This is a genomic window from Acetanaerobacterium elongatum (genome assembly GCF_900103835.1).
GTDB classification, from domain to species: domain Bacteria; phylum Bacillota; class Clostridia; order Oscillospirales; family Ruminococcaceae; genus Acetanaerobacterium; species Acetanaerobacterium elongatum.
Genome location: NZ_FNID01000028.1, coordinates 17,879 through 41,100, shown reverse-complemented (window position 1 = coordinate 41,100; position 23,222 = coordinate 17,879). Strand labels below are relative to the sequence as shown.

Sequence of the window (23,222 nt, the reverse complement as noted above, 5' to 3'; positions counted from 1 at the left end):
GCCAGAACCTATTTCAAAAACGAATCGGCCTGTGCGATGTAATTGTCTACACCTATTCCGAAAGCGGCAGCGCGGCGCACAAAACCCACCGCGTAAAGGGCCTGCCGCTTAGGGAGGTTCTGCGGGAATTAAAGCTAGGCAGGCCGTTATGACCTGCCTGAGCGTGTCGAGAAACTCGACACGCTCCATAAGGGGGACTTCGTTCGTCACCAAACCAAGTGGTTTGGTTTTTCAGCCGTCCCCCTCATGAACACCCCCAAGCAAAAATGTCTGCTCACCGCAGACATTTTTAGCGGTATTGCTCCGGCGGCGCATGTCCGCCTCGCAATGTTATTTCAATTTAACCTTTTTCGGCAGCCTAAGGCAGGCCGTTATGACCTGCCTCTCTTATTTTCACGCCGCGTCAATCAGCCCTTGTATGCCGCTTTTGATGCCGGAAAACTCTATGCCGTTTTGCGTGCAGAAGTCTTTAACGGTAACCGAGGTATCTAAAACAGGCTTGTTCAGCAGCTTTTCCAGGCTCTCCTTCCCAACCCCTAACGCGATTACCTCGTCAAAGGTGGTTTTGCCCGTAATGGACGCAGTCTTCCCGCCGCTCGAGGCGGTTTCTTGTGTTGTGGCGCTTGGGGCGGCTGAAGATGCCGCCGTGTTTGGCTTTTCCACAAGATGCGCCGAAACAAAGGCTTTCTGCTCTGTTGTAATGCTTTCCCTGTTCAGCAGAATTGCCTGTGCCGGCTTGGGGAAGTAGGTGCTGTCGCTCAGCTCTATCGGCAGCCCCTTATACAGCGCGACAAACAGCTTCACAGAATCTGTTCCAACCTCTTTTCCCTCGGCTTTCGCCCATTCGTAGCCCGCCTCCAGCTGCTTGCACTGAAACGCCGCCGCGTTCTGCCGTACATCAAAGGCTTTCGCTAAGTCATCAAGCGGTATACCGAAAAGTTCGCTGATTTCTCCAAACGTGTACGAGCCCCGTATGTCCGCGGGATTGTACTCGTTTTGGTAAGAACCGGTGCTATACTTTGCGGGAACCTTGGTATTGGTTGTTTTCCATAGCCCCGTAACGGCGGTAACCAGTACCGTTCCAAAAAGAAGAATCGTAATCGTCAGGCCTAAAATCTTTTGGTTTATCACCATTTACTTTTGCCTCCCCGCTTGCAGCGCAACGGTATTCTCCCTTACGCAGCCATTTTCGCTGGTACATTGCAGGCAGGAGATACATTGATGGTTGTATACCGTTGTTCTTTTTGAAACCTCGATATTCATCGGGCAGCTTCTGTCGCAGCTTTTACAGCCCGTGCAGGTGGCAGCGTTGCGTTTAATCTTAAAAATCCTCACCAGATTAAACAGCCCCAGCACCGCCCCGTAGGGGCAGGCATATTTGCAGAAGGGCCGTTCTGCCACCAGCGACAGCGCTGCGATTACCGCAAGCGCGATATATGCCGTAACCGCAACCTCATTGCTAAACATATTAAACAGCGCATAATACGGGTCTGCATTCTGAAAAACAAGCTTCGCCGTAACTGCGGTATTGTACAACACCAAGGCGAGCACCCCGTATCGCAGGTATCTCAGAATACTATCCAGCTTCCCTGGCACAAGGTTGTTATACCGCTTGCCTAAAAGCCTCTTCCCTATCTTGCCTATGTACTCCTGAAATGTGCCGAACGGGCAGATCCATCCGCAGAAGGCCGGCCCAAAAAGCAGCGAGATCACCAGCACGGCAAGCATCAGAATCACCGACGCGCTGTGTATCTTCTGAATCAGCCGCCCGTCGGCAAACAGGCTGTAAAGCGTTTCTACTCCGCCGAAGGGGCAGATGGCGTGAAGCGAAGCCTCCTCAAAAAACGGCAGACTAAACCCCGCTTCCTTCAGGCCCTTTCCTACCGCCGTAAGCAAAACAATCATTAAAAATGTAATCTGAACTGTTGGCCGAATCCATCGGCCTTTACCGGGTTTGTTCATAGTAATGCCCCCTCTTCTGGTTTGGCTTCATTATAAACAGCAATTGTGGCATTAGTATGTCAATGCAAAAAAACCCCCTTCCTTCTTTCGGCAGCTAACGGAAGAAGGAAGGGGAACATCACTTTATATTCATCTTTTATGCGCTCATCAAAATAATCTCTTTAGCACCCACGCCATATTCTCCCCAAGGTTCTTCATGTTTTTAATACCCTCTTCGTCTTGAAGCACCTCCCCGCTCTCCTTGCCGTAAACCATGTTCCAGTAGGTGGAGCCCACCAGAACGGTTTCTTTATTCAAAAAGAAGTGGTTCATGGTGTCTACTGTCGTAAGCCCCCCGCCCCGCCGCACCGCGGCCACCGAGGCGCACACCTTGTATTTAAGAAGCCCGGGGTTGCAGGCCGCCACCACACCGGCGCGCTCCAGAAACGCTTTCATTTTAGCCGATATATCCGCAGAGTATACCGGGGAGCCCAGCAAAATACCCTGTGCCGAAACCATCCGCTCAAAGCACCCTCCGAAATCGTCCCTGATGGCAGTACACTGCCCTTTGCCCCTGCACGCAAAGCAGCCCCTGCACGGTTGAATCTCAAGGTCGCACAAGGGTATCAGCTCGGTTTCAATCTGCTGTGCCTGCAGCTCCCGCAGCACCAGCTTCATGATTGTTTCGGTGTTTCCGTCTTTATGTGCACTGCCGCAGATAGCCGTAACCTTCATTTGATGTCACTCCTTAAAAACACAGCCGTGAAAGAGCATTACTCTCCTTCACGGCTGTATCACATTACTGGTTAGTTACCACTCAGTCTCGATCTTTTCGCCCTTAAGCACCGGGTCGATGCTGGCAATCACCTTATCCATATAGATGGAACGGATGGCGAAATCGCCCTGCCCGTTTACAATCAGCCCGAGCTGGCGTTCGTTTATCGCCTTAAACTCCAGCACATCCGCCTTGCGGCTGGTATCCACATACTCATAGGTGAACTTCATCACCGCCGGTGTGGTGGGCTGCTCGGTTAAGATAGATTCACCCGCCGCGCCGATGCACAGGCGGTAGAGCGAGCGGAACGCCTCGTCGTTTACGTCCTTGCCGGCCTGCTTTACAATAATCTTAGTGTCGTCGCTCTTGTCGTGGCCAATCTCAAAGCGGTAGGATTTTCCGTTTACGTCTATCGTCAGCGCCGAAACATCCTTGATGTTGGGGATGATGGTAAACTTGTCGTAAAAATCAAACGCCGTATACTCCGCCCACGGCACGCTGGACTTTGCTACCACAAAGATGGCATCGCTCAGCGAGGTCTGGCAGTAGTAGCCCTCCGCGGTCTGCTTGCCGAGCTTCAGCTCCGCCTGCCCGCCTTCATAAACCACCTTCATGGTGGAATAAGGCTCGGCAAGGCCCGTTTCGGCCAGCTGCTCGGGGGTGGGTGCAACCGCATAGGTAGAGGACGCCGTTACGCCCCACATCGCCTGCTCCGTCTTGCTTACCGGGTTAAGGCCGGCAATACGGTTTTTGGGCGATACCACTCTAAAGCCGCTGTCGGTTAGTGCCGATTTCTCGTTTTTGGCTTCGGTCGCGGGCTTTTGCTCCAGCACCACCGGTTCGGGGCGCAGTGTGCCGCCGAAGGTGAACTGCTTTACGGTGGGTTTTGCCTGCGAATTGGATGACGAAGCATCAGAGGAGGCGGGCATTACCGATTCCGCCGTCGGGAAGAGGGTGGTATCGGCATAGGTCTCTTTTGCGTTCTTCGAAATCGCCATCGAGGTGTTCGCAATCAGCAGCACCTTGTTTGCCTGCTTATCAAGCACATAGTAGTTGATATTATCCGGCGCCTCTTTGCCCACATCCAGCGCAAAGCTCTTGCCGTCGTTAAAGTTAATCTTCAGGGTTGCTGCGGGCTTATCCAATCCGTAGAGTGCCAGGTTCTTGGTGCCATCCTCTACCGTTCCGCCGCTCGTCATGGTGGTAAGGCTTTCTACCGCGGATGCAATTACCGAGGAAGAGAACTTTGCCGCGGAAAGTGTATTCACCTCGGTGGCGCCGGGCGCCAGGAAGTTGGTTACGGTGTAATTCTCTCCGGATTTGCTGATGGTAAAGCTGCCGGTTTCGTTTACAACGTCTACGCTCTTAATGTCCTTTACGGTTTTGCCAAGGATTGTGGGGCCCTCGGAGCTTGCCGCCGAGGAAGATGCGTTCTTATCTGCCGGTGTTTTCAGCAGATAAACCATCAAACCGGCCAGCAGCAACAGCACAACAATGCCGATAATTAATGTAAGGGGCTTTTTCCCCAGCTTCTTGCCGCTCATTATCTGTTTCTCCTCTTAATCCAAATAACGATTCCGCAAACCAAAATGGCCAGCGGCAGCAGGATGACAAAGACAAGGCCGATAATAACCATCTGCGCGCCGTTAATCTGCAGCTGCGAGGTGCCAATCTCCTTGGGCACGATGCTGATGGCATTCTTCTTCTCGCTGATATCATTCAGCATACCCGCGATATACTCGCCGTTGCCCACAACCGACTGTGAGGTCAGCTGCTCGTCTATGGCAACGCTGGTAGAAAAGACAATCACATTGCTGTTCTGCGGCTCGTTATTGATATAAGCCTGCTTCTGCGCGCGTATTACGGCAGCAAACGGGCCCTGTGCGTCCTTGTTGGGGTCAAGCTGATAGTTCTCGGGCGCATCGGCCGGGCGCAGACGGCTGCCCTTAGAGTAACTCAGCAGCTTGGTGGTGGTAATGCTGCCCTTGGTTTCATAAACCTGCTTTAGCGGCCTGCCGTTGGGCATACCCACCAACAGGTTGCGGCTTGCCAGGTTGCCCGCATAATCGGTGGTGCTGTATTCGGCACTGGTGGCAAAGTAATTGTTAGAGAACAGCATGTTGTTGTCGCTCTCGTATACAATGCCGGTGCCAACCTCAATGCCCCACTCCTTTAAGAAGCCCTCCAGGTTGGGCAGCGCGGGCTGCTCGCTGCCTGCAAAATAGAGCAGGGTTTTGCCCAGCTTGCCGTCGTTGCTCAAAAATACATCCAGCTTCTTCAGTTCGTCGGCGGTAAAGTCGCGCTTGGGGTTGTTGATTACCACGAACTTTGATTCCTTTTTAATGTCCTCGCTCACCAGCTTTACGGTGGCGGTATCGTAGCTGTTGGAAGAAAGGATTCCGCTTAAGCCGCTGCTCTCCTCCTCGTCGTGGCCCGAGATTAAGGTTACCAGCACCGACTCGTTGGAGGTAACCGCCGCCAGCGCAGAGGTTAAGGTCTGCTCGGCCTTGGAGGAGGTGATGCTTTGCTGGTAGGTGTACTGGTTGATTTCGGTGTTAAACAGGTCGCTTGCCGCGATCTTTCTGGTGCGCTTATCGGTGCGAATCAAAATATCGCCGGTGGTAAGCTGCAGGTCAGGGTATTTGGAGGCAAGCGTCGGGTCGTTTACCAGGTTTACATAGCTTATCTTCACCCTGTTTGAGAGCTTACCGTAGGTGTCCAGCACCGTAATGGCCTGTGCATGGTATTCGCTGGCGTTTAAGAAGTCCTTCTTCTCGGCCAGCACCATAATCTCTACATCGGTGTTTAAGGTGTTTAAAAACTCCTTGGTCTGGTCAGAAACCTCAAAGATCTTGTTCTTGGTAAGGTCCACCGAAAGGGGGAACCTATCCACCAGCAGGGAAGAAATAATATTTATAATTACAACCGCCGCAACAAAGCCGACGGCTATCAGGGTAGCGAAGGTGCCGTATTTGAAACGGCGGTTGGTAAAGAGATTCTTCACGCCTTTCATCAACCCCACCTCCTCTTCTCAAATACTCGAATGGTAAAGAAGATAAATATCGAAATAATGCTTAAAAAGAAGATGGCGTTGGCAAAGTTGAACACGCCCATGGTAAAGTCGGAATACCGCTGCGAGATCGAGATGCTGTCTACGATTGTCTTCACAACGCTGTTGTTTATCAGCGAGGATACAGCGTCCAGCATATAGAGCGCCAGCATCACCGCAAAGCTGCCAACGGCGGCGATTACCTGATTTTCGGTAAGCGACGAGATAAACAGGCCGATAGAAATCAGCGACGCGCCCACCAAAAACAGCCCTAAGAAGTTACCGAAGAACTTCGCCCACTCTATGGGGCCCATGGCCGCCAGCAGCAGCACCATGAAAATGGTTACACACAGCGCGATGGTAAAGAGCAGAAGCGCCGCCAAAAACTTGCCCATCACCAGCCCAAACAGGTTTACGGGTGCGGTGAGCAGCGCTTGGTCGGTTTTCTGCTTGCGCTCTTCACTTAGCAGCCTCATGGTGAGAATCGGCATTAAGAAGAGGGTGATGGTAAACATCGAAGAGAATACAACGCTGATATCGGAGGATGCATTTGATATGCAGCCTGCAAAGAAGAACAGCCCCGCAAACAGGCAGAATACCGCTAAAAAGATGTAGCCGATGGGCGAAGCGAAGTACGCCTTCAGCTCACGCTTTAGAATAGCAAGCATTATTTGTCACCTCCGTCATTGGTTAAGGCAGCTGCGTCGTCGCGCGTCAGCTGCAGGAAGATGTCCTCCAGCGTCAGCTCGGTGCTCTTGAGCGCCAGTATCGGCCATTTGCGGTCGGCCAGGCGGGTAAACAGCTCGCGGCGAACGTCAACGCCCTCTTCCGCCTCTAGGGTGTAATCAAACGCGCTCTTTTCACGCGGGCCCATGTTGGTTACCTTCACCATACCGGGGATGGTGCTGATAAGCTTCATAACCTCGCCCTCCGGCCCTTCAATGCGCACAATAAAGTTGTGGTCGGTGGAAAGGCTCTTGGAGAGGTTGTCCGGCGTATCGTCGGCAACGATCTTACCTTTATTAATAACCACTACCCGCTCACAGGTGGCCTGTACCTCGGGCAGGATATGCGACGAAAGGATGATGGTGTGCTTCTTGCCAAGGCTCTTGATGAGGTTGCGGATCTCGATGATCTGCTTCGGGTCAAGGCCAACCGTCGGCTCGTCCAGGATAAGCACATCGGGGTTGCCCAACAGTGCCTGCGCAAGCCCTACGCGCTGCTTATAGCCCTTGGAGAGGTTCTTGATAATGCGGCCATAAACATCGGTGATCTTTACAAGCTCGCAAACCTCGCTGATATGCTGCTTTTTGGGCAGCGTAACCTTCTTCAGCTCATACATGAAGTCCAGGTAATCCTTCACCGTCATATCCATGTAGAGGGGAGGCTGCTCGGGAAGGTAACCGATCTTCTTCTTGGCCTCAATCGGGTTTTCGAGGATATCGAATTCATCGATGAGCGCCGTGCCCTCGGTGGATGAAAGATACCCCGTAAGGATGTTCATGGTCGTAGATTTTCCCGCGCCGTTAGGCCCGAGGAACCCAAGGATTTCGCCTTTTTCCACCCGGAAGCTGATGTTGTCTACCGCGCGTTTGCCTCCGTAGCGTTTTGTGAGGTTTTTTACCTCAATCATTGTTCTTCCTCCCTAATCATGTTGAATGGGTTGCCCCTAACGAAGAAACTAAAGAACAGCATCTATATATAACAGATAACCCGAAAACATACCGAAAACGGGTTAACTTATTATGACTTTGTTATCATAGCAGAGATTCCAGAATTTTTTGTAAACAAACCATAAAAAAATTGTTGACCATCATTACTTTTTTTGTTTTGAAGCTTAATTACCCCTGCTGATATTGTGCTTTTAAATGTCCTCCGGCCGGTAACGCTCAAAAAAGCGCCTGGCGTTAAGCGAGAATATCTGCGCCCGCTCCCCCTCGGTAAGCGGCAGACGGTTAAAGCGTTCCAGCTCCTCCTCGTGGTCCCACATCGGGAAGTCCACCCCAAAAAAGAACCGCTCCACCCCTAAGGTGCGCAGCAGAGAAACAGCCTCCTTGGGCGGCAGCTCAAACAGCGTGCTGGAGGTATCAAAAAAAACGTTCGGGCGGTTTAAGCAATCGGCCACCTGCTCCCATTCCGTGTACCCGCCAAAGTGCGCGGCAATGGCCACCAGCCTGGGCACCTTGTCCATGGCGCTTGCAAGCCGCCGCGGTGAGGAATAATCAAAGCGCTTATCCCCCGTATGGAACAAAAACGGCAGCCCGTATTCCGAGGCGACCCTGTACATCTCTATCGCGCGCGGGCTGTCGATCTGAAAGTGCTGAAAATCCGGGTGCAGCTTCACCCCCCGCAGCCCCAGCGAGATCAGGCGCTTTATCTCCGGCTCAAACCGCTCCATATCGGGGTGCAGCGTGCCGAAGCCCGTAAACTCGGGGTGATTGTCGCACTCCTGCGCAATAAAGTTATTAATCGATTCCACCTGCTCGGGCGCCGTCGCCGCCGAGCAAACCAGATAGTGCTTTACCCCGATGCGCGCGCCGCTTTCCAGCAGCGTCTCGCTTCTGCCCGGGTAGCTCATCTCAATATTGTAAAACCTGCCGATGGCCTGAGCCGCCTTTTCGGCAATCTTATCGGGATAGATGTGGCAGTGCATATCCCATATCTCGCGTGGTTCCATTGTCTCTATCATGCCCCTCTTTGGGAGTTTCCAATACTTACTTTAAATATTATATAGTAATTGAAAACAGTATTTCCCCTTTTTCCATAACTTTTTAATTATATGCCTATTTTCTTGGGTTTTCAAGGGAATTTGCACAACGAGACACACCTCTGAATTAAAAGCTGTTTTTTGCCCGCGTTATTCCATTGATTATCATTATTGTATTTGGTGTTACAATTAGTCTGTAGTATATTTAGACGCGTTACTTAATTGCTGGTGCTATTAATGTAATCCGTTTGACATTGTAGCTTATCTTGAGTGGGTTGAATATTTTTGTTTAATTGATTTACTTGATTTTGCATGGTAAAATAATACTGTCTAATATTATTTGTATTACCTGTTTGCGTAAAAAACTGCATAATATGAGAGGGTAAGAAGTGATTTCAAATGGGCGACGAGAATTATGTCTATACAGCAGAGGTGAATTATTCTTTATTAACGGAAGGTATTACTCTGCCTGTTGATAATCAAGTAATCTTCGCGCGAAACATGGGTGATTTTCTGCAAAGAGGACAATCACGAGAAATCAATATCTTTCTATGTGGCAAAAGTTATAAAGCACAGATTAGAAATGTTAATTTCAATGAAAAGTTTAAACGTAAAAAAGACACACTACAAATAAGATATCCAAGAAACGGTTTGTTTGCACAGGCATTGCAAGAATGCTTTTCTAAAAGCTATAAATACATTCTTACCCAAATGGAAATGCGTCCTGCTCATGATCGTTCGGTTATCAAATTGCCGGAAGAATATATTGAGTATATCGCAATTTATACTACCGAATTTGAAGACACTTATATTTTTGAAACCATTGATTCTAGTGATATCAGTTACTTAAAACAAGCAACTCAGAATCAGCAAGAGAGAATATTTGAAACTAATTTTAATTATGAGGCTGAAGACATTGCATCAACTATTATTGAAGATAAGCGAATAATAAAAATCAGAAAATTAAACAAGAGCATAGGTGAGAATCTAAAACTTCTTTATAATTACCGCTGTCAGATATGCGGCAAACTCATCGGCGATTCCTATGGCACTCATGTTATTGAAGCACATCATATTGATTATTACGTTAACAGCTTAAATAACAATTCAAATAATCAGCTTATTGTGTGTCCGAACTACCATAGCATTATCCATGCGTTAAACCCAGTCTTTGATAAGAAGCGTTTAGAATATACATATCCAAATGGATTTCGAGAAGGGCTAGTTTTAAATAGGCATTTGCCTTAAAAACGCAATACATAATATCGAACAAGGACGGGTTATCCCATCCTTGTTCGATTCTTATTCAGCACCCGCACCGTCACCACATCCCCGGCCTTGGGCACCGCTAGCTCTCCTGCTGCTGAGTGCCAAACCGCATGGGGCAGACCGTGCGGCATCGGTTGCAATCCACAGTGTTAAAACCTCTCGCGTTTTTACCGTATGTATTCCTCCGGCATTTCGCCTGATTGACCCCGCCCTTGCCGTCCAGCGCCTGAACCGGGCAGGAATCGATGCACCGTGTGCAGCCCGCGATACAGATACTATCGGCCATCGGGTCGGAGGCAAGGTCAAGCGCTGTGAGTACCGCACCAAGGGTTAACAGGCTGCCGTATTGGCAGTTCAGCAGCAGCGTGCTCTTGCCAAACGTGCCAAGCCCCGCAAGGCAGGCCGCGTGTTTCATCGAAATCAGGCCGCGCCCCTCCAGCTTCTCGGCATCCCAGTACTCATAAGGGTTGTCCGACGGCACCGGCACCGCGAAGGTTTTAAACCGCTCCTCAATAGCCTTCGCCGCAAATAAGGCAATCCGGTCTGCCTGCGGTTTGCAAATATCGTTGTAGTGCCCGTAAACCAGCCGCGGCTCCACCTTGGCAAGCCCCTTTGGCAGGGCAACCCCGAAAACCACCACCGATTTGCAGTCCGGGTAGATATCCTTTGGGTGAAAGCCCTCGGGCGCACTCTCAAACCGCCCGATGCCCGCAATCCCGCAAACATCCGCCCCAAGGCTCAAAACAAGCTCCTTAATCTGCTGCTCCATCTTTGCCGTCACCCTTTCCGGTCGTACTTCTCATTACTGCTGCTTCGCTTCCTTCATCGTCAGCGACACGCGGTGCTTCTTCATGTCCACATCCAGCACCCGCACCTTCACCACATCCCCCACCTTGAGCACCTCGCTCGGGTGCTTGATGTAGCGGTCGCAGATCTGCGAGATGTGCACCAGCCCGTCGTCGTGCACGCCGATATCCACAAACGCGCCGAAATCAATCACGTTGCGCACGGTGCCCATCAGCTCCATACCGGGCTTTAAGTCCTCCAGCGACAATACATCGGTACGCAGAATCGGCTTAGGCAGCTCGTCACGCGGGTCGCGCCCGGGCTTGAGCAGCTCCTTGACAATATCGTTTAGGGTCGGCACGCCGATCTCCAGCTCCTTGGCTAGGTCCACCGCACTCTTCTGCTTCACGCGCTCGGGCATATCCTTTAAATTGCCCGCGCGCACGTCGGCGATGGTGTAGCCGCACAGCTTTAATAACTTCTGGGCAGCGTCATAGCTTTCGGGGTGCACGCCGGTGTTATCCAGCACGTTTTCGCTCTCGGGCACCCGCAGAAAACCCGCGCACTGCTCGAATGCCTTCTTGCCAAGCTTCGGTACGCTGAGTAGATCCTTTCGGGTTTTAAACGCTCCGTTATCCTCACGGTACTTCACAATATTCTTCGCAACACCGCTGTTTACGCCCGAAACCCGCGCCAGCAGCGAGTGCGAGGCGGTGTTCAGGTCGACCCCCACGGTGTTTACGCAGTCCTCCACCACGCCGGTGAGCGCGCCCTCTAATTCCGCCTTGGGCATGTCGTGCTGGTACTGCCCCACGCCGATAGCCTTGGGGTCGATCTTCACCAGCTCCGCCAGCGGGTCCTGCATACGGCGCGCGATGGATACCGCACTTCTCAGTGAAACATCATAGTCGGGGAACTCCTCCGCCGCCAGCTTGGAGGCCGAGTAAACCGAGGCCCCCGCCTCGCTCACCATCATATATGAAGCCCCGCCGCCGATGGACTTAATCACGTCCGCGATGAACGCCTCGGTCTCGCGCGAGGCGGTGCCGTTGCCGATGGCGATGGCGTTGATGCGGTGCTTTTCAATCAGTCTGGTTACCGTTTTTTTCGCTTCCTCCAGCTTGCTGTGCGGCGGTGCGGGGTAAATCACGCCCGTATCCAGCACACGGCCGGTTGCGTCCACCACCGCCAGCTTGCAGCCGGTGCGGTAGCCGGGGTCGCACCCAAGCACGGTGTAGCCCTTAATCGGCGGCTGCATCAATAGCTGCTTGAGGTTTACGCCGAACACCTTGATGGCCTGCTTGGCGGCGTTTTCGGTAAGGATGCTCCTCACCTCGCGCTCGAGCGACGGGTAGATCAGGCGGTCGTACGAATCCTCCGCCGCGGTGCGGACATACGATGTGCAGGGCGAGCCCTCGCGCACCGAAGCCTTGAACACGATGAAAAGCGCCTTTTCGCGGTCGCATTCCACCGATACCTTTAAAAATTCCTCTCGCTCGCCGCGGTCTACCGCCAGAATCCGGTGCCCCGCAATGCGGGAAACCGCCTCGCTGTAATCGTAGTACATCGCGTAAACGCTGTCCTCTTCCTTTGCGGCCTTAGAGACGATGAGCGCGGTTTTCAGTAAAAACTCGCGCAGCTCTTTGCGTATGGACGCGTCGTCCGAGATATTCTCGGCGATGATATCCAACGCGCCCTGCATGGCCTCCTCGGCGGTGGCCACACCCTTTTCCTCGTCGATATAGTCGGGCGCTACGGTCAGCGGGTCGGCACAGCCGCGCTGCTGCAAAAAGATATAGTTTGCAAGCGGCTCCAAGCCCTTCTCGCGTGCCACCGAAGCGCGTGTTTTTCTCTTCTGTTTATACGGGCGGTAATAATCCTCCGCCTCTGCAAGGGTTTTTGCGGCCTCAATGCTCGCGCGCAGCTCGTCGGTAAGCTTGCCCTGGCTCTCGATGCTGGACAATATCTCCTCCTTGCGTTTCTCAAGCCCGCGCAGATAGGTTAGGCGCTCGTCCAGCTCGCGCAGCACCTGATCGTCGAGCGACCCGTGCATCTCCTTGCGGTAGCGCGCGATAAACGGGATGGTGTTGCCGTCGTCAATCAGCTTTACCACATTGGTTACCTGCTCGGTGCGCAGCTTAAATTCCTCGGTGAGGGTTTTGATAATATCCATGTCGTACTATTTCCTTTCTGCGGGTAGTGTGCCTCTGCAATACTTACCTTTTGTAGTATATGGGCGTTGATTAACTATATGTATAGCATTTTGCCGCCCGATGGCAGGCGATATGCTTGATATTGGAATATTACTAGGATATCATAAATGGCCTATGAACGCAATGGCGCGGTTTTAAACATACATCACCCACTCCATCTATTTTACAATTTTATCTTGACACATCCATATTGCTGTGTTACTATATCGTTACGATATATATCATTACGATATAAAGGGGCTCTGTTATGATTGAATACATTATTCTGGGGTTTTTGATGCGGCAGGCTATGACAGGCTATGATATCAAGCAGTATATGGGCTACAGTACCGCCTACTTTATGGATGCCAGTTTCGGCAGCATCTACCCCGCGTTAAAGCGCCTTACCGAGAAGGGGCTGATCTCTCTCAGCGAGGTGGTAGAGGGCGGCAAGCTGAAAAAGGTTTACTCTATTACCAACGCAGGTCGCGAGAGCTTTTCTAAGTGGCTCGGCTCCCCGATTGAGGCGTCTAAGAACAATATCTCCGGTTCGCTTACCAAGATATTCTTTTTAAGCTACCTGCCGAAGGAACAGGCAGCGGCCCTGCTGCACGGGTATATCAGGGATATTGACGAATACAGGCAGGGGCTGACAAAGCTTCGGGAGCTGGTTATCCTCCATGCCAACGGGTTCGAGCTGAGCACCCTCGATTTCGGCCTTGACTACTACACCTTCATCATTGACTGGTACAGCCGATACCTGCAGAATCTATAATATATGCCTTTAGTATAGCAACGTGAAAGGATTGACAGAACAGTGAAGATTGTTGTTTTAAACGGCAGCCCCAAGGGGGATGTCAGCGTAACCATGCGATATGTTGCCTACATCCAAAAGCACTACCCGCAGCATGAGCTGAAGGTGCTGAATATTGCGCACCAGATTAACGGCATTGAGAAGAACGAACAGGAGTTCACCCGTATTCTCGATGAGATTCATTCCGCTGACGGCGTGCTGTGGGCGTTTCCGCTATATATCTTCGTCGTAATTGCGCAGTACAAGCGGTTTATTGAGCTGATCTTTGAACGCAATGCGCAGGCCGCTTTCAAAGGAAAATACGCGGCGGTGCTCACCACCTCCATTCATTTTTCCGACCATACAGCGGTAAACTACATGCAGGGCATCTGCGACGATTTAGAAATGCGTTATGTCGACGCTTTTACTCCCCATATGCAGGATCTTACCCTTGATGACGGCCGTCAGGCCCTGCTGCAATTCGCGCAGCATTATTTCACCGCCATCGAACAGCAGCACCCCACGCTCCGACGTTTTGCACCCCTCACCCACTCGTCGGTGCACTATTCTCCCGCCACTGCCCCCGCAAAGCTGGATTTGCTCGGCAAGAGAGCGGTGGTGATTGCCGACAGCCTGCAAAACCCGAACCTGCGTGCGATGGTTGACGGCTTTAGAAACTGCTTCGTTCAGCCGCCGGAGCTGTTTTGTCTGGAGGATATCGACATCAAGGGTGGCTGCCTCGGGTGCCTGCAGTGCGGCTACAACTACGAATGTGCCTACACCGGCAAGGACGGTTTCATCGACTTCTTTAACACCCACATTATAACCGCCGATATCCTGGTGTTTGCGGGAGCCATGAAGGATCGCTACCTCTCCTTTGCATGGAAGCGCTTCTTCGACCGTTCTTTCTTTAACACCCATACTCCTGTTTTACAGGGTAAGCAGCTTGGGTTTATTATCTCCGGCCCGCTTGCGCAAAACCAAAACCTCGCAGAGGTCTTTGATATCTATACTCAATGGCAGATGGCAACCCTCGTGGGCTTCGCGACCGACGAGGCCCCCACCTCCGCCGGAATTGATGCGCAGCTGTACGCGCTGGCCTGTAACCTTACCGACTATTCGGCGCTGCAATACCACAAGCCCAAAACCTTTTTGGGGGTGGGCGGCTGGAAGATCTTCCGCGACGAGATTTGGGGCGAGCTGCGCTTCCCCTTTGTGGCCGACCACAAGGCGTATAAGAGGCTGGGCATCTACCGCGACTTCCCGCAGCGCAATATAAAATCCCGCGTGGGCATCTCCGTGCTGCTTACTATGGCCAAGGTGAAGGTGATTCGCGATTCTATCTATAAAGGCACCATGAAGGATAACATGGTCGAGTATCTGGATAAGATTTTAGATAATCCCAACCTATAAATTGAGGGCAGACCGTGCGTCTGCCCTTTTGCTTTCATTTGATATAATACCTGTGATAAGGATAGTAGTTCCTCTAATCGCGGCACTACGGCTTACGCAAAGGTCAACTGCGCCGTAAAGCACGCCTCTCCCCCATCCTTTAGGCCGGAGAGGATGCAGGTGTCGCTGTCGGGCTGCGCGTAGAAGATGTCAATCTCCTCCCCCAGCACCGCCTCGCGCTGGAAGTGAATAAAGAAGGTGGAAAGCGCCCGCCCCTGCGCAACCTCAAAGGGCAAAAAGTCGTAAACGATATCCCCGTACACAGCGTTGTTCAGGTGGCGGTTGCAGTCGATATCCGAGAACACGATGCGGCGCTTCCCCACACTCTTCGCCTCGCCGGGCAGCCGCACGCGCTGGCCGGTTACGGCATAGTCCTTTTCCTCTAATGATTCCACAAAGTCATACGGCAGCTCCTTTGGGCGCACGATGCGGTGGTCGGCGGGGTTTGCGGCCACCCAAGTGGTTTCGGCAAAGATCAGCTCCCTGCCGCTTTCGTCATAGAAGGTGCAGTCACGGAACAGGTTCGCACCCTTGGGCCTGCGCGGCGTGGTTTCAAGGGTGATATGCTCCCCCGCGGCGGGTATGCGCCGTATGGTAAGCCCCTCCTTTGCCAGCAGCAGCACAAAGCCATCGTCCTCCATCCGTTTGTAGGTCAGCCCCAGATGGTCGAGGTGCTCGCCGCCGATCTGCTGAATCTGCCGCATGATGCCCGAGAGCCGCATGTGGTTATTGATGTCGCACTCCGGGTAGGCGACAAGGAATTGCTTTGTGTAGGCAGCCATAAGTAATCGCTCCTTTGTTTTCAACAGGCGGTGCCTTGGGTGTTGAAATAATTATGCTTCTTGAATTATTAAAATGTAGGGGCGCGCATTGCGCGTCCGCGGTCTTGCCAGACGTTGCATGAAACCCTCTGACTTCCAGTGGCCGCCCCTACAACCTTCATCATATTTTTGTAGAGGCATAGGCGAATATCGCCCAGCAATCACCCGCATATTCCACCGCAACCTACGATAATTGTAGGGGGCGGCATCCTCGACGCCCCGCAGTTTATTATCAAATCTTCGTCGGAGACGTAGGGGCGATTATCAATCGCCCGCGGATACTCTCATACAGATTAACGGTATCCCCACGGGAGGTTAATAACCTCCCCTACAAATAAGCCTTTGGTTCTCCGAAGGAGCAAGCCCGCGGGTTCATCCCCCTATAATTAGGGGCTCCCTCAGGACACCTGCCATCTACCTGTTAAGAAATACAAATCGCCATATCATCACTCCATATACGGCCTTGCATATCTTTTTTCGTAAGCCCCATTTTTCTTCAGGTTGGAGTTCCAATAGCCGTTTGTCACGCCGAAGACGGAAAGTATCGAGAATATTACCTGCGCGGCCTTTGGCAGGTATGCCATCTTTTCATATTCCTTTTTCAGGGTTACATCCATGATTCCTTTGCTTGCATAGGTTTCCCCTATCTGCTTCAGCTCATCAAAGAACTTCTTGTTCTGCTTTTCTGTTTGCTGTTGAATGCCTTCCACATTACCCCTAATGATGGTTCCGTCAAAGGCCGTTCCCAGTCTTTTGGTCAGCAGTTCAAGATAGGGCCTCAGATAGTAGGACTGGCTGGTCTCGGGAAAGCCGGACTGAACAAGAAACGCCATGTGAACCTTCTTATTGTTGACTGGTTTCAGCTGCTCAAAAAACTTCATTACAAGCCCGGGCATCGCATGAACATAAAGCGGGAAGACAAACAGGTTGTTCTCGCTGCTGCTGAAAGTCTCCGCCCATGTTTTATGTTCCTTTGTATCGATCAGGTCTCTTACCTCGATATCCTCTGCACCCTGTGCTCTCATTCCCGTTATGATCTGTTCGATCATCAGCCTGCTGTTGGAATGGGTTCCTCTGGGCGAGCCGTTATAGATTACCCACTTGCCGTTTGTCTTTCTTTCTGCAACTTCATTAGACAAAACCTCATCCATCGGCTTTGTATCTTCTAAATCAGCAACCCGCAGGCCTTCGTTTTCAACCACAAGCTCTTTGCCGGTGCTGCTAAAATGGTAGGCTGTTCGCGCAAGATAGCACCTGATTACTGCTGCTTCCTCTGCGCTCAAGCCGTTTTTCTCGAAGTAGAAGTTCATAACGGGGTATTTATCATATCTTTTCAGATGGCCGCATTCGCCGTTTCGGATATGAATATAGGGCATATAATGCTGTATTGCCCTATCCAGAAAGGTTTTTCCCTTTCCGTTTATAAAGCCATTCTCCGTATTAAAAAGCAGAACCACTTCATCGCTGTTCATATAGTCCCGATACAGATTATCGGCATCCCTCAGGGCGCATTGCCCCGGGGTCTTCCACCAGCAGCTCCAGCAGCCTCTGCAATCCTTTATTTCGGTTTCACTGTAATTATGAATAACTACCTCCGCTTTTGGATTCGTTTCTATGTAATAATTCTTAACCGCTTGGGCGAGCGGTTCATTTCCTGCATCTTTCCCTAAATCAAAAACCGTTATCTTCATGTCATCCATCCTTATTCGGTAATTCTTTAAGTGTCTTAAAAACTCTAGGCGTATAAAACCATGAGAAATTGCTGCATTTTCAACATACGAGCCCTACTCCAGGTTGTGCTAAATGAATGCGTCTATAGTACGGGCACACATAAAAGGCTGCTGTATAAACCCACCCCCAACCCCCTCCCGCTTTTGGGGTTTCGCTTATCTGTGGTTTTCCTTCTGCGGGAGAGGGTACCCGCCATCACGGCGTTTGGGCACGCTGTATGGATACCGCGGCATTGATAATCTCCCCTGCAAGGAAACAGGCGCTATCCCTATGGCTTTTGAGGAAATTGCGGAGCGGCTAAACCGTTTTCTACCCCCGAGCCGCCGATGCCCCACATAAAATCGGGCGGCTGCAGCCTTTGCCGCCTCCGCCCGATAGTTTCATTAGTTCTAGCGAATCACATCCACACCCATCAGGGGGCGAAGGGCCTCTGGCACAGTTACCGAGCCGTCGGCGTTCTGGTAGTTCTCTAAGATAGCTGCAACCGTTCTGCCTACCGCAACACCCGAGCCGTTGAGGGTGTGCACCAGCTGTGCTTTATCCTGCGGGCTGTTCTTAAAGCGGATGTTGGCGCGGCGCGCCTGATAGTCTTCAAAATCCGAGCAGCTGGAGATCTCTACATAGCGGTTGTACGAGGGCATCCAAACCTCGATGTCGTAGGTCTTGGCGCTCGAGAAGCCAAGGTCGCCCGTGCACAGGCAAACCACGCGGTACGGCAGCCCCAGGCCCTGCAGCACGCGCTCGGCATCGTTTGTCAGCTTTTCCAGCTCGGCGTAGGATTCCTCGGGCTTGGTGAACTTCACCAGCTCCACCTTGTTGAACTGGTGCTGGCGGATAAGCCCCTTCTGGTCGCGCCCGGCGGCACCCACCTCGCCGCGGAAGCAGGCGGAATAGGCTGCGTAGCAGATGGGCAGCTTGCTGCCGTCTAAAATCTCGTCGCGGTGCATATTGGTTACCGGCACCTCGGCGGTGGGAATCAGGAAGTAATCCTCGCTTGTCAGCTTGTAGGCGTCCTCCTCAAACTTGGGGAGCTGGCCGGTGCCGGTCATCGAGGCGCGGTTTACAAGGTAGGGCGGCAGAATCTCGGTGTAGCCGTGCGCGGTGTGGGTGTTTAAAAAGTAGCTGATGATGCTGCGCTCCAGCCGTGCACCCAGGCCCTTGTAGAAGTGAAAGCGCGCGCCGGTTACCTTGGCGGCGGTTTCAGGGTCGAGTATGCCAAGGTCGCTGCCGATATCCCAGTGTGCCTTGGGCTCAAAATCAAACTTGCGCGGCTCGCCGCTTTTGCGAATCTCCTTGTTGTCGTGGTCGTCCACACCGTCGGGGATGCCCGCATTGGGCACGTTGGGGATGTTAAGAAGCAGGGTTCTCTGCTTTTCCTCCAGCTCGCTTACCTGCGTGGTGCACTCCTTGATTTTGTCTGAGAGTGCCTTCATCTGCTCCATGATGGCGCTTACGTCGCCGCCCGCCTTCTTCACGGCGGGAATCTCCTTGTTTGCCTTGTTCTGCTCGTTCTTCATGGCGTCAGCCTTGGAGCTTACCTCGCGGCGTTTGACATCTATGGCAAGTATCTCGTCAATGACGTCGTCTAAGTTCTTATTGCGCCGCTTCATTCCCGCCTTTACAAGGTCGGGGTTTTCACGGATGAGTTTAATGTCCAGCATGTTAATAATTACTCCTTTGTTTCGGTTTTATAAAGTAATAATAGTAGTAGTATTCCCTTTTTATCTGTAGGGAACGCTTAACGCTCCCGCTTTTGCATTTTACCTTAGCTTGAAGAATTTCGATGAAACGGCTGTATCCCGGCGCATCTGTTCTTCCCATCACTTCTTCAGTAAACTTTTCCCCAACCGCAACTCTCTGAAGCCGATAGTATCGTCCCTATGATGAAGCAAAAGGGGTTTTCGGCGAGGGGGCGAAGCCCCCTCGCATTCCTCCCCCTACCGTTTTGCCAAGCCGTTGACTTAGTACACTTACGTAACGGGAGGGGGTTGGGGGTGGGTATTTGAATTAAAATTTATTATTCTATTTCCCGCCCTCAGCGGGAGCGCCCTGCTAACCGCTGTGCGATTTCGGCAAGGTCTTCCTTGTCAAAAAACGCAAGCTCGATGGTTCCCTGCCCCTTGGCGTTTTCGGTGATGCTCACCTTGCGCCCCAGCTCGGCTTTGAGGGCAAGCTCCATCTCGGTAAAAAAGCTGTCGCGCAGTAGCCCCTTGTTTCCCTTGGGCTTTGCGGGCTGCTGATTTCTCTTCTCGTCCTTTGCCATGCGCTCGATATCGCGTACGGTAAGCTGCTTCTTTACAATCTCGCCCGCAACAGACTCCATCCGCGCCTCGCTTTCAAACGCAAGCAGTGCGCGCGCGTGGCCGCCGGAGATGCTGCCGTTTTTCACCTGCTCGCGCACCGGCTTTGGCAGGTTTAAAAGACGCACGGCGTTTGCCACCGCCGGGCGGGACTTGTTTACGCGCTCGGCTACCTCATCCTGTGTGAGGTTGTAGGTATCCATCAGCGAGCGGTAGCCCTCGGCCTCTTCGATGGGGTTTAAGTCCTCACGCTGCAGATTCTCCACCAGCGCAATCTCCATCGTCTGCGCGTCGGTAAGCTCCTTGATGAGCACCGGAACTTCGCTTAATCCTGCCATCCTTGCCGCACGCCAGCGCCGCTCGCCCGCCACCAGCTGGTAGCCGCCGCCCGTAAGCGGACGCACCAGTATGGGGGTGATTACCCCGTGCTGACGGATAGAATCGGCAAGCTCGGCCAGAGCCTTCTCGTCGAAGCTCTTTCTGGGCTGCCCCTTGTTGGGCTCAATCTCCGAGATATTTAAGCTAACGGCACCGGCACTGTCGGGCGCCGCGTTATCGGCAAACAGCGCGTCCAGGCCCTTGCCAAGCCCTCTGTTTTTCATCGCCAAGGCTGTTTCCTCCTTTACCTGTTCTCTTTCTGTAATGATGCAGTTATTTCTTGCGGGAATTCATTTTAATCAGCTCTTTGGCAAGCTCGTCATAAGCCGTACTGCCTTTTGAGGCACGATCGTAGTATAGAATCGGCTGCCCGTAGCTGGGCGCCTCGGATATTCTTACATTTCTTGGTATTACACTCTTGTATACCTTCTGCGGGAAGAACTTCTTCACCTCGTCCACCACCTGCACCGTCAGGTTAAGGCGGGCGTCGTACATGGTAAGCAGTACACCCTCGATCTCGAGCTGCGGGTTGTAAAGCCTTTTTATCTGCCGTATGGTGGCAATCAGCTGGCTTAACCCCTCAAGCGCATAATACTCGCACTGGATGGGTACCAGCACCGTATCGCAGGCCGTCAGCCCGTTAAGGGTAATCAGCCCCAGCGAGGGCGGGCAGTCGATGAAGATATAGTCGTAGCCGTCGCGCAGCTGAGATAACGCGTATTTCAACCGGTTCTCTCGGTTCTGCAGCTCCACCAGCTCGATCTCGGCACCGGCCAGCTGGATGTTGGAGGGTAGCACGTCCACGTTGCGAAACTGCGTATGAACCACTGCGTCGGCGGCCTTGGCATTACCGATAATCAAATCGTACACCGAAACACCCACCGAGCGCTTTTCAATCCCAAGGCCGCTGGTGGCGTTACCCTGGGGGTCAATATCGGCGAGCAGCACCTTTTTGCCTGCCGCGCCCACCGCCGCCGCCAGATTTACTGCTGTGGTGGTTTTTCCTACCCCGCCCTTCTGGTTGGCGATGGTAATAATCTTGCCCATAGTCTCTCCGTTTCTGTTGAACAGCAGTTTCCTCGTCGTCCGGCCTTCTGTGCGATGATATGCTCTAATCCGTTTCTATTAACCGGAAGTGCTGTTTGTCTACAATTCAATCAAAATGTTCTTTAGAATTATATCATAATTTATCTTCCAATAAAAGCATTAGTTTTCTGTAAATTGCGATAAATGTTTCATGTGAAACAAAAACAGGGAGCAAATCGTTTCTTACTGAAACCGGTATTGCTCCCCCAGTATTTATTAACTTACTTTCAAGCTTAGCACAAATTTGTTTCTAGCGTTACAATAGCGAACCTAAGTTGTTGGTATCCCTTCGGTCTGTTACTGTTATCCTAGCACTATTGTAGTTGTAAGATCATAAATATTTCCGGTACTTGGGTTTTCAACCGAAACCTGAATACTATACCTGCCCTTTGCGCTCGCTTTAAAAGAAAAGGTTGCTTTATCGTAAGAAACATCCGTAGTTGCACTGCTTGCATCTGTATCTTCAACACCGTTTACCTGTACGCCTGTTATCCTGCAGGTATCCGGACCATTCACCGTAATTTTTTTCTCGGTATTTATGGATGCGTTATAGAGAAGATACAGAAACGGTTCTTTTGATGTGCTCACACTGCTTTTGCTGGATTCTGCCTGGCTGCTGACAGGCTTTGAGGATGCGGCTTTAGAGCTTGCTGCTTTGCTTGATTCAGTTTTCGCTTTGGAACTTGCTGCTTTGGAACTTGCTGCTTTGGAACTTGCTGCTTTGGAACTTGAGGATACTGCTTCTGAAGATACTTCTGATGAAATTTCTGTTGATGTTTCCGATGACGGAGCAGAGCTCACTTCTGATGAAGCGGCATCGCTGCTTGTTTTACTGGACGTATCAAATGTAACCAGCGATTCGGCTGCAGGCTTCTCTGCCGCCTGCGATGATACTGCAGCCGGTTGCAAGCCATAGCTACACGAACATAGTATACAGAGCGTCAAAATCACTAACACTCCTGAAGTAATATAAACTCGTTTTCTCATTTTACTGTCTCCTTTTTCTTTGTTGTTAATGCCAATAAACTGGTTCCCAACATTTGTGCCTTATATTTTATTATCTTATATGTGCCTATTATAGCCCATTTTCATCCACACTTATTGAAGCAACTGTAAATATTTTTCTAAATACTTTCCCGGATTTGCCTGTTAACCGCATAAGACTAGTGCGTATAGATATCCAGCGGCGGCTCGTCCTGTTCGGGCTTGTACTCCGGCTGCACATCCGGAAGAAGGCGTTTGCCTGTTTCGATGTCTATGGCATACAGCTCAATCACATAGCTGTAGAGATTCCATTTTGGGTTCTTAGGGTCTTCCCGGATGCTGTCAAACACAAAGCCTGACTTTTCGTAGCATTTTTGTGCGGCAATATTGTATTCAAACACATTCAGGCGAAGCTCCTCCAACCCCAGCAGGTTTTTGGCTATGCGGAACACCGCCTTGATGGCCTGCTGCCCGTAGCCTTTGCCGCGGTATTCCTCGGCCAGTAAAAACCTTCCCATGGTTGCGCGCAGAGCGTGCTTCTCGATATTAAACAGCTCTACCGTACCAATCATGGTGTTATGGTCGAGCATAATCTGGTACATCTTAAAGTCCGACTGCTTGCGCTTGGAATATTCCAGCCGCGTTTTAATCTGCTGTTCGGTAATCGGGTAGCTGTAGGCGGAAGGCCCCGCCCACTGACATAAAAAGTTGCTTCCCTTATCATTGTTCCACTCTACTATATAATGCAGGTTTTCTTCCTGCAGCGGCAACAGTTCTATCATTGCTTACACGATTCCCTCCTTCCGATATCATTGTTTCACATGAAACAATAAATACGCTTCTTGTTGTTATCAGTATAGTCTTAATTAACCTGATTGGCAAGAATTTATACCCAACTACAGCCTTAGCCGCGTGCTGCAACCCTGTTAGACGCAGAAAGAGCGGCTATTGCCGCTCT

The 23,222-nt window shown here is 51.5% G+C and carries 21 protein-coding genes; 4 read left to right on the top strand and 17 right to left on the bottom strand.

The features are described from left to right. Positions 1-393 precede the first annotated feature (393 nt). The 8 genes from BLR50_RS10420 to BLR50_RS10385 all read right to left on the bottom strand — a co-directional run bounded on the left by BLR50_RS10420 (position 394) and on the right by BLR50_RS10385 (position 8,454). The gene (locus BLR50_RS10420; RefSeq protein ID WP_092641725.1) at positions 394-1,134 is read right to left on the bottom strand and encodes a hypothetical protein; all 741 of its coding nucleotides are present in this window, start codon (positions 1,132-1,134) and stop codon (positions 394-396) included. Beyond that, positions 1,135-1,962: a 4Fe-4S binding protein gene (locus BLR50_RS10415; protein ID WP_092641722.1), complete on the bottom strand. Its 828-nt coding sequence runs from the start codon at positions 1,960-1,962 to the stop codon at positions 1,135-1,137. Positions 1,963-2,109: 147 nt separating this feature from the next. Beyond that, positions 2,110-2,676, bottom strand: a complete 567-nt coding sequence (locus tag BLR50_RS10410) for a flavodoxin family protein (RefSeq protein ID WP_092641719.1) — start codon at positions 2,674-2,676, stop codon at positions 2,110-2,112. Positions 2,677-2,751: 75 nt separating this feature from the next. Beyond that, positions 2,752-4,260 (bottom strand): DUF4340 domain-containing protein, encoded by a 1,509-nt coding sequence (locus BLR50_RS10405; protein WP_092641716.1) that lies wholly within the window; start codon positions 4,258-4,260, stop codon positions 2,752-2,754. After that, positions 4,260-5,729, bottom strand: coding sequence for a GldG family protein (locus tag BLR50_RS10400; protein ID WP_092641713.1), 1,470 nt, complete (start codon positions 5,727-5,729; stop codon positions 4,260-4,262). The genes BLR50_RS10405 and BLR50_RS10400 overlap by 1 nt, the downstream gene beginning before the upstream one ends. Next, entirely contained in the window at positions 5,729-6,433 is a 705-nt protein-coding gene (locus tag BLR50_RS10395) for an ABC transporter permease (RefSeq protein ID WP_092641710.1), read from the bottom strand. The genes BLR50_RS10400 and BLR50_RS10395 overlap by 1 nt, the downstream gene beginning before the upstream one ends. Continuing rightward, entirely contained in the window at positions 6,433-7,398 is a 966-nt protein-coding gene (locus BLR50_RS10390) for an ABC transporter ATP-binding protein (protein WP_092641707.1), read from the bottom strand. The genes BLR50_RS10395 and BLR50_RS10390 overlap by 1 nt, the downstream gene beginning before the upstream one ends. Positions 7,399-7,629: 231 nt before the next feature. Further along, entirely contained in the window at positions 7,630-8,454 is an 825-nt protein-coding gene (locus BLR50_RS10385; protein WP_092641704.1) for an amidohydrolase family protein, read from the bottom strand. 417 nt (positions 8,455-8,871) lie between these two features. Between BLR50_RS10385 and BLR50_RS10380 the strand changes: the two genes are divergently transcribed. Further along, positions 8,872-9,720, top strand: coding sequence for an HNH endonuclease (locus BLR50_RS10380; protein WP_092641701.1), 849 nt, complete (start codon positions 8,872-8,874; stop codon positions 9,718-9,720). Between the two features lie 100 nt (positions 9,721-9,820). On the opposite strand, the gene BLR50_RS10375 is transcribed toward BLR50_RS10380, so the two are convergent. Next, positions 9,821-10,510: an epoxyqueuosine reductase gene (locus tag BLR50_RS10375; protein ID WP_092641698.1), complete on the bottom strand. Its 690-nt coding sequence runs from the start codon at positions 10,508-10,510 to the stop codon at positions 9,821-9,823. Positions 10,511-10,543: 33 nt separating this feature from the next. Further along, positions 10,544-12,700: a Tex family protein gene (locus BLR50_RS10370; protein ID WP_092641694.1), complete on the bottom strand. Its 2,157-nt coding sequence runs from the start codon at positions 12,698-12,700 to the stop codon at positions 10,544-10,546. Between the two features lie 287 nt (positions 12,701-12,987). Between BLR50_RS10370 and BLR50_RS10365 the strand changes: the two genes are divergently transcribed. Together BLR50_RS10365 and BLR50_RS10360 are read left to right on the top strand one after the other, a co-directional pair. Next, the gene (locus BLR50_RS10365; RefSeq protein WP_092641691.1) at positions 12,988-13,494 is read left to right on the top strand and encodes a PadR family transcriptional regulator; all 507 of its coding nucleotides are present in this window, start codon (positions 12,988-12,990) and stop codon (positions 13,492-13,494) included. Between the two features lie 42 nt (positions 13,495-13,536). Next, positions 13,537-14,925, top strand: a complete 1,389-nt coding sequence (locus BLR50_RS10360) for an NAD(P)H-dependent oxidoreductase (RefSeq protein ID WP_162840404.1) — start codon at positions 13,537-13,539, stop codon at positions 14,923-14,925. A gap of 92 nt (positions 14,926-15,017) precedes the next feature. Here BLR50_RS10360 and BLR50_RS10355 read toward each other — a convergent pair whose 3' ends face one another. From BLR50_RS10355 to BLR50_RS10330, 6 genes are all read right to left on the bottom strand, one after another. After that, the gene (locus BLR50_RS10355; RefSeq protein ID WP_092641685.1) at positions 15,018-15,746 is read right to left on the bottom strand and encodes an acyl-[acyl-carrier-protein] thioesterase; all 729 of its coding nucleotides are present in this window, start codon (positions 15,744-15,746) and stop codon (positions 15,018-15,020) included. A 485-nt stretch (positions 15,747-16,231) separates the two neighbouring features. Next, on the bottom strand, positions 16,232-17,476 hold the full coding sequence (locus BLR50_RS10350; protein ID WP_092641681.1) for an NAD(P)H-dependent oxidoreductase: 1,245 nt from the start codon (positions 17,474-17,476) through the stop codon (positions 16,232-16,234). A gap of 429 nt (positions 17,477-17,905) precedes the next feature. Next, on the bottom strand, positions 17,906-19,177 hold the full coding sequence (gene serS / locus BLR50_RS10345) for a serine--tRNA ligase (protein ID WP_092641678.1): 1,272 nt from the start codon (positions 19,175-19,177) through the stop codon (positions 17,906-17,908). A gap of 374 nt (positions 19,178-19,551) precedes the next feature. Next, positions 19,552-20,418: a ParB/RepB/Spo0J family partition protein gene (locus BLR50_RS10340; RefSeq protein ID WP_092641675.1), complete on the bottom strand. Its 867-nt coding sequence runs from the start codon at positions 20,416-20,418 to the stop codon at positions 19,552-19,554. Positions 20,419-20,467: 49 nt separating this feature from the next. Next, entirely contained in the window at positions 20,468-21,241 is a 774-nt protein-coding gene (locus BLR50_RS10335) for a ParA family protein (protein ID WP_092641672.1), read from the bottom strand. Between the two features lie 342 nt (positions 21,242-21,583). Further along, positions 21,584-21,868, bottom strand: coding sequence for a hypothetical protein (locus BLR50_RS10330; RefSeq protein WP_092641669.1), 285 nt, complete (start codon positions 21,866-21,868; stop codon positions 21,584-21,586). Between BLR50_RS10330 and BLR50_RS10325 the strand changes: the two genes are divergently transcribed. After that, a complete protein-coding gene (locus tag BLR50_RS10325) occupies positions 21,861-22,196 on the top strand; it encodes a hypothetical protein (RefSeq protein ID WP_092641666.1) in 336 nt (111 codons plus the stop codon). The genes BLR50_RS10330 and BLR50_RS10325 overlap by 8 nt on opposite strands. A gap of 247 nt (positions 22,197-22,443) precedes the next feature. On the opposite strand, the gene BLR50_RS10320 is transcribed toward BLR50_RS10325, so the two are convergent. After that, a complete protein-coding gene (locus BLR50_RS10320) occupies positions 22,444-23,046 on the bottom strand; it encodes a GNAT family N-acetyltransferase (protein ID WP_092641663.1) in 603 nt (200 codons plus the stop codon). Positions 23,047-23,222 lie beyond the last annotated feature (176 nt).

Coding starts and splice junctions, on each gene's coding strand:
- BLR50_RS10400 (WP_092641713.1), bottom strand. CDS start 5,729: ATGAAAGGCGTGAAGAATCTCTTTACCAACCGCCGTTTCAAATACGGC.
- BLR50_RS10355 (WP_092641685.1), bottom strand. CDS start 15,746: ATGGCTGCCTACACAAAGCAATTCCTTGTCGCCTACCCGGAGTGCGAC.
- BLR50_RS10390 (WP_092641707.1), bottom strand. CDS start 7,398: ATGATTGAGGTAAAAAACCTCACAAAACGCTACGGAGGCAAACGCGCG.
- BLR50_RS10350 (WP_092641681.1), bottom strand. CDS start 17,476: ATGAAGATAACGGTTTTTGATTTAGGGAAAGATGCAGGAAATGAACCG.
- BLR50_RS10380 (WP_092641701.1), top strand. CDS start 8,872: ATGGGCGACGAGAATTATGTCTATACAGCAGAGGTGAATTATTCTTTA.
- BLR50_RS10420 (WP_092641725.1), bottom strand. CDS start 1,134: ATGGTGATAAACCAAAAGATTTTAGGCCTGACGATTACGATTCTTCTT.
- BLR50_RS10335 (WP_092641672.1), bottom strand. CDS start 21,241: ATGGGCAAGATTATTACCATCGCCAACCAGAAGGGCGGGGTAGGAAAA.
- BLR50_RS10375 (WP_092641698.1), bottom strand. CDS start 10,510: ATGGAGCAGCAGATTAAGGAGCTTGTTTTGAGCCTTGGGGCGGATGTT.
- BLR50_RS10370 (WP_092641694.1), bottom strand. CDS start 12,700: ATGGATATTATCAAAACCCTCACCGAGGAATTTAAGCTGCGCACCGAG.
- BLR50_RS10405 (WP_092641716.1), bottom strand. CDS start 4,260: ATGAGCGGCAAGAAGCTGGGGAAAAAGCCCCTTACATTAATTATCGGC.
- serS (WP_092641678.1), bottom strand. CDS start 19,177: ATGCTGGACATTAAACTCATCCGTGAAAACCCCGACCTTGTAAAGGCG.
- BLR50_RS10365 (WP_092641691.1), top strand. CDS start 12,988: ATGATTGAATACATTATTCTGGGGTTTTTGATGCGGCAGGCTATGACA.
- BLR50_RS10410 (WP_092641719.1), bottom strand. CDS start 2,676: ATGAAGGTTACGGCTATCTGCGGCAGTGCACATAAAGACGGAAACACC.
- BLR50_RS10385 (WP_092641704.1), bottom strand. CDS start 8,454: ATGATAGAGACAATGGAACCACGCGAGATATGGGATATGCACTGCCAC.
- BLR50_RS10320 (WP_092641663.1), bottom strand. CDS start 23,046: ATGATAGAACTGTTGCCGCTGCAGGAAGAAAACCTGCATTATATAGTA.
- BLR50_RS10395 (WP_092641710.1), bottom strand. CDS start 6,433: ATGCTTGCTATTCTAAAGCGTGAGCTGAAGGCGTACTTCGCTTCGCCC.
- BLR50_RS10340 (WP_092641675.1), bottom strand. CDS start 20,418: ATGAAAAACAGAGGGCTTGGCAAGGGCCTGGACGCGCTGTTTGCCGAT.
- BLR50_RS10415 (WP_092641722.1), bottom strand. CDS start 1,962: ATGAACAAACCCGGTAAAGGCCGATGGATTCGGCCAACAGTTCAGATT.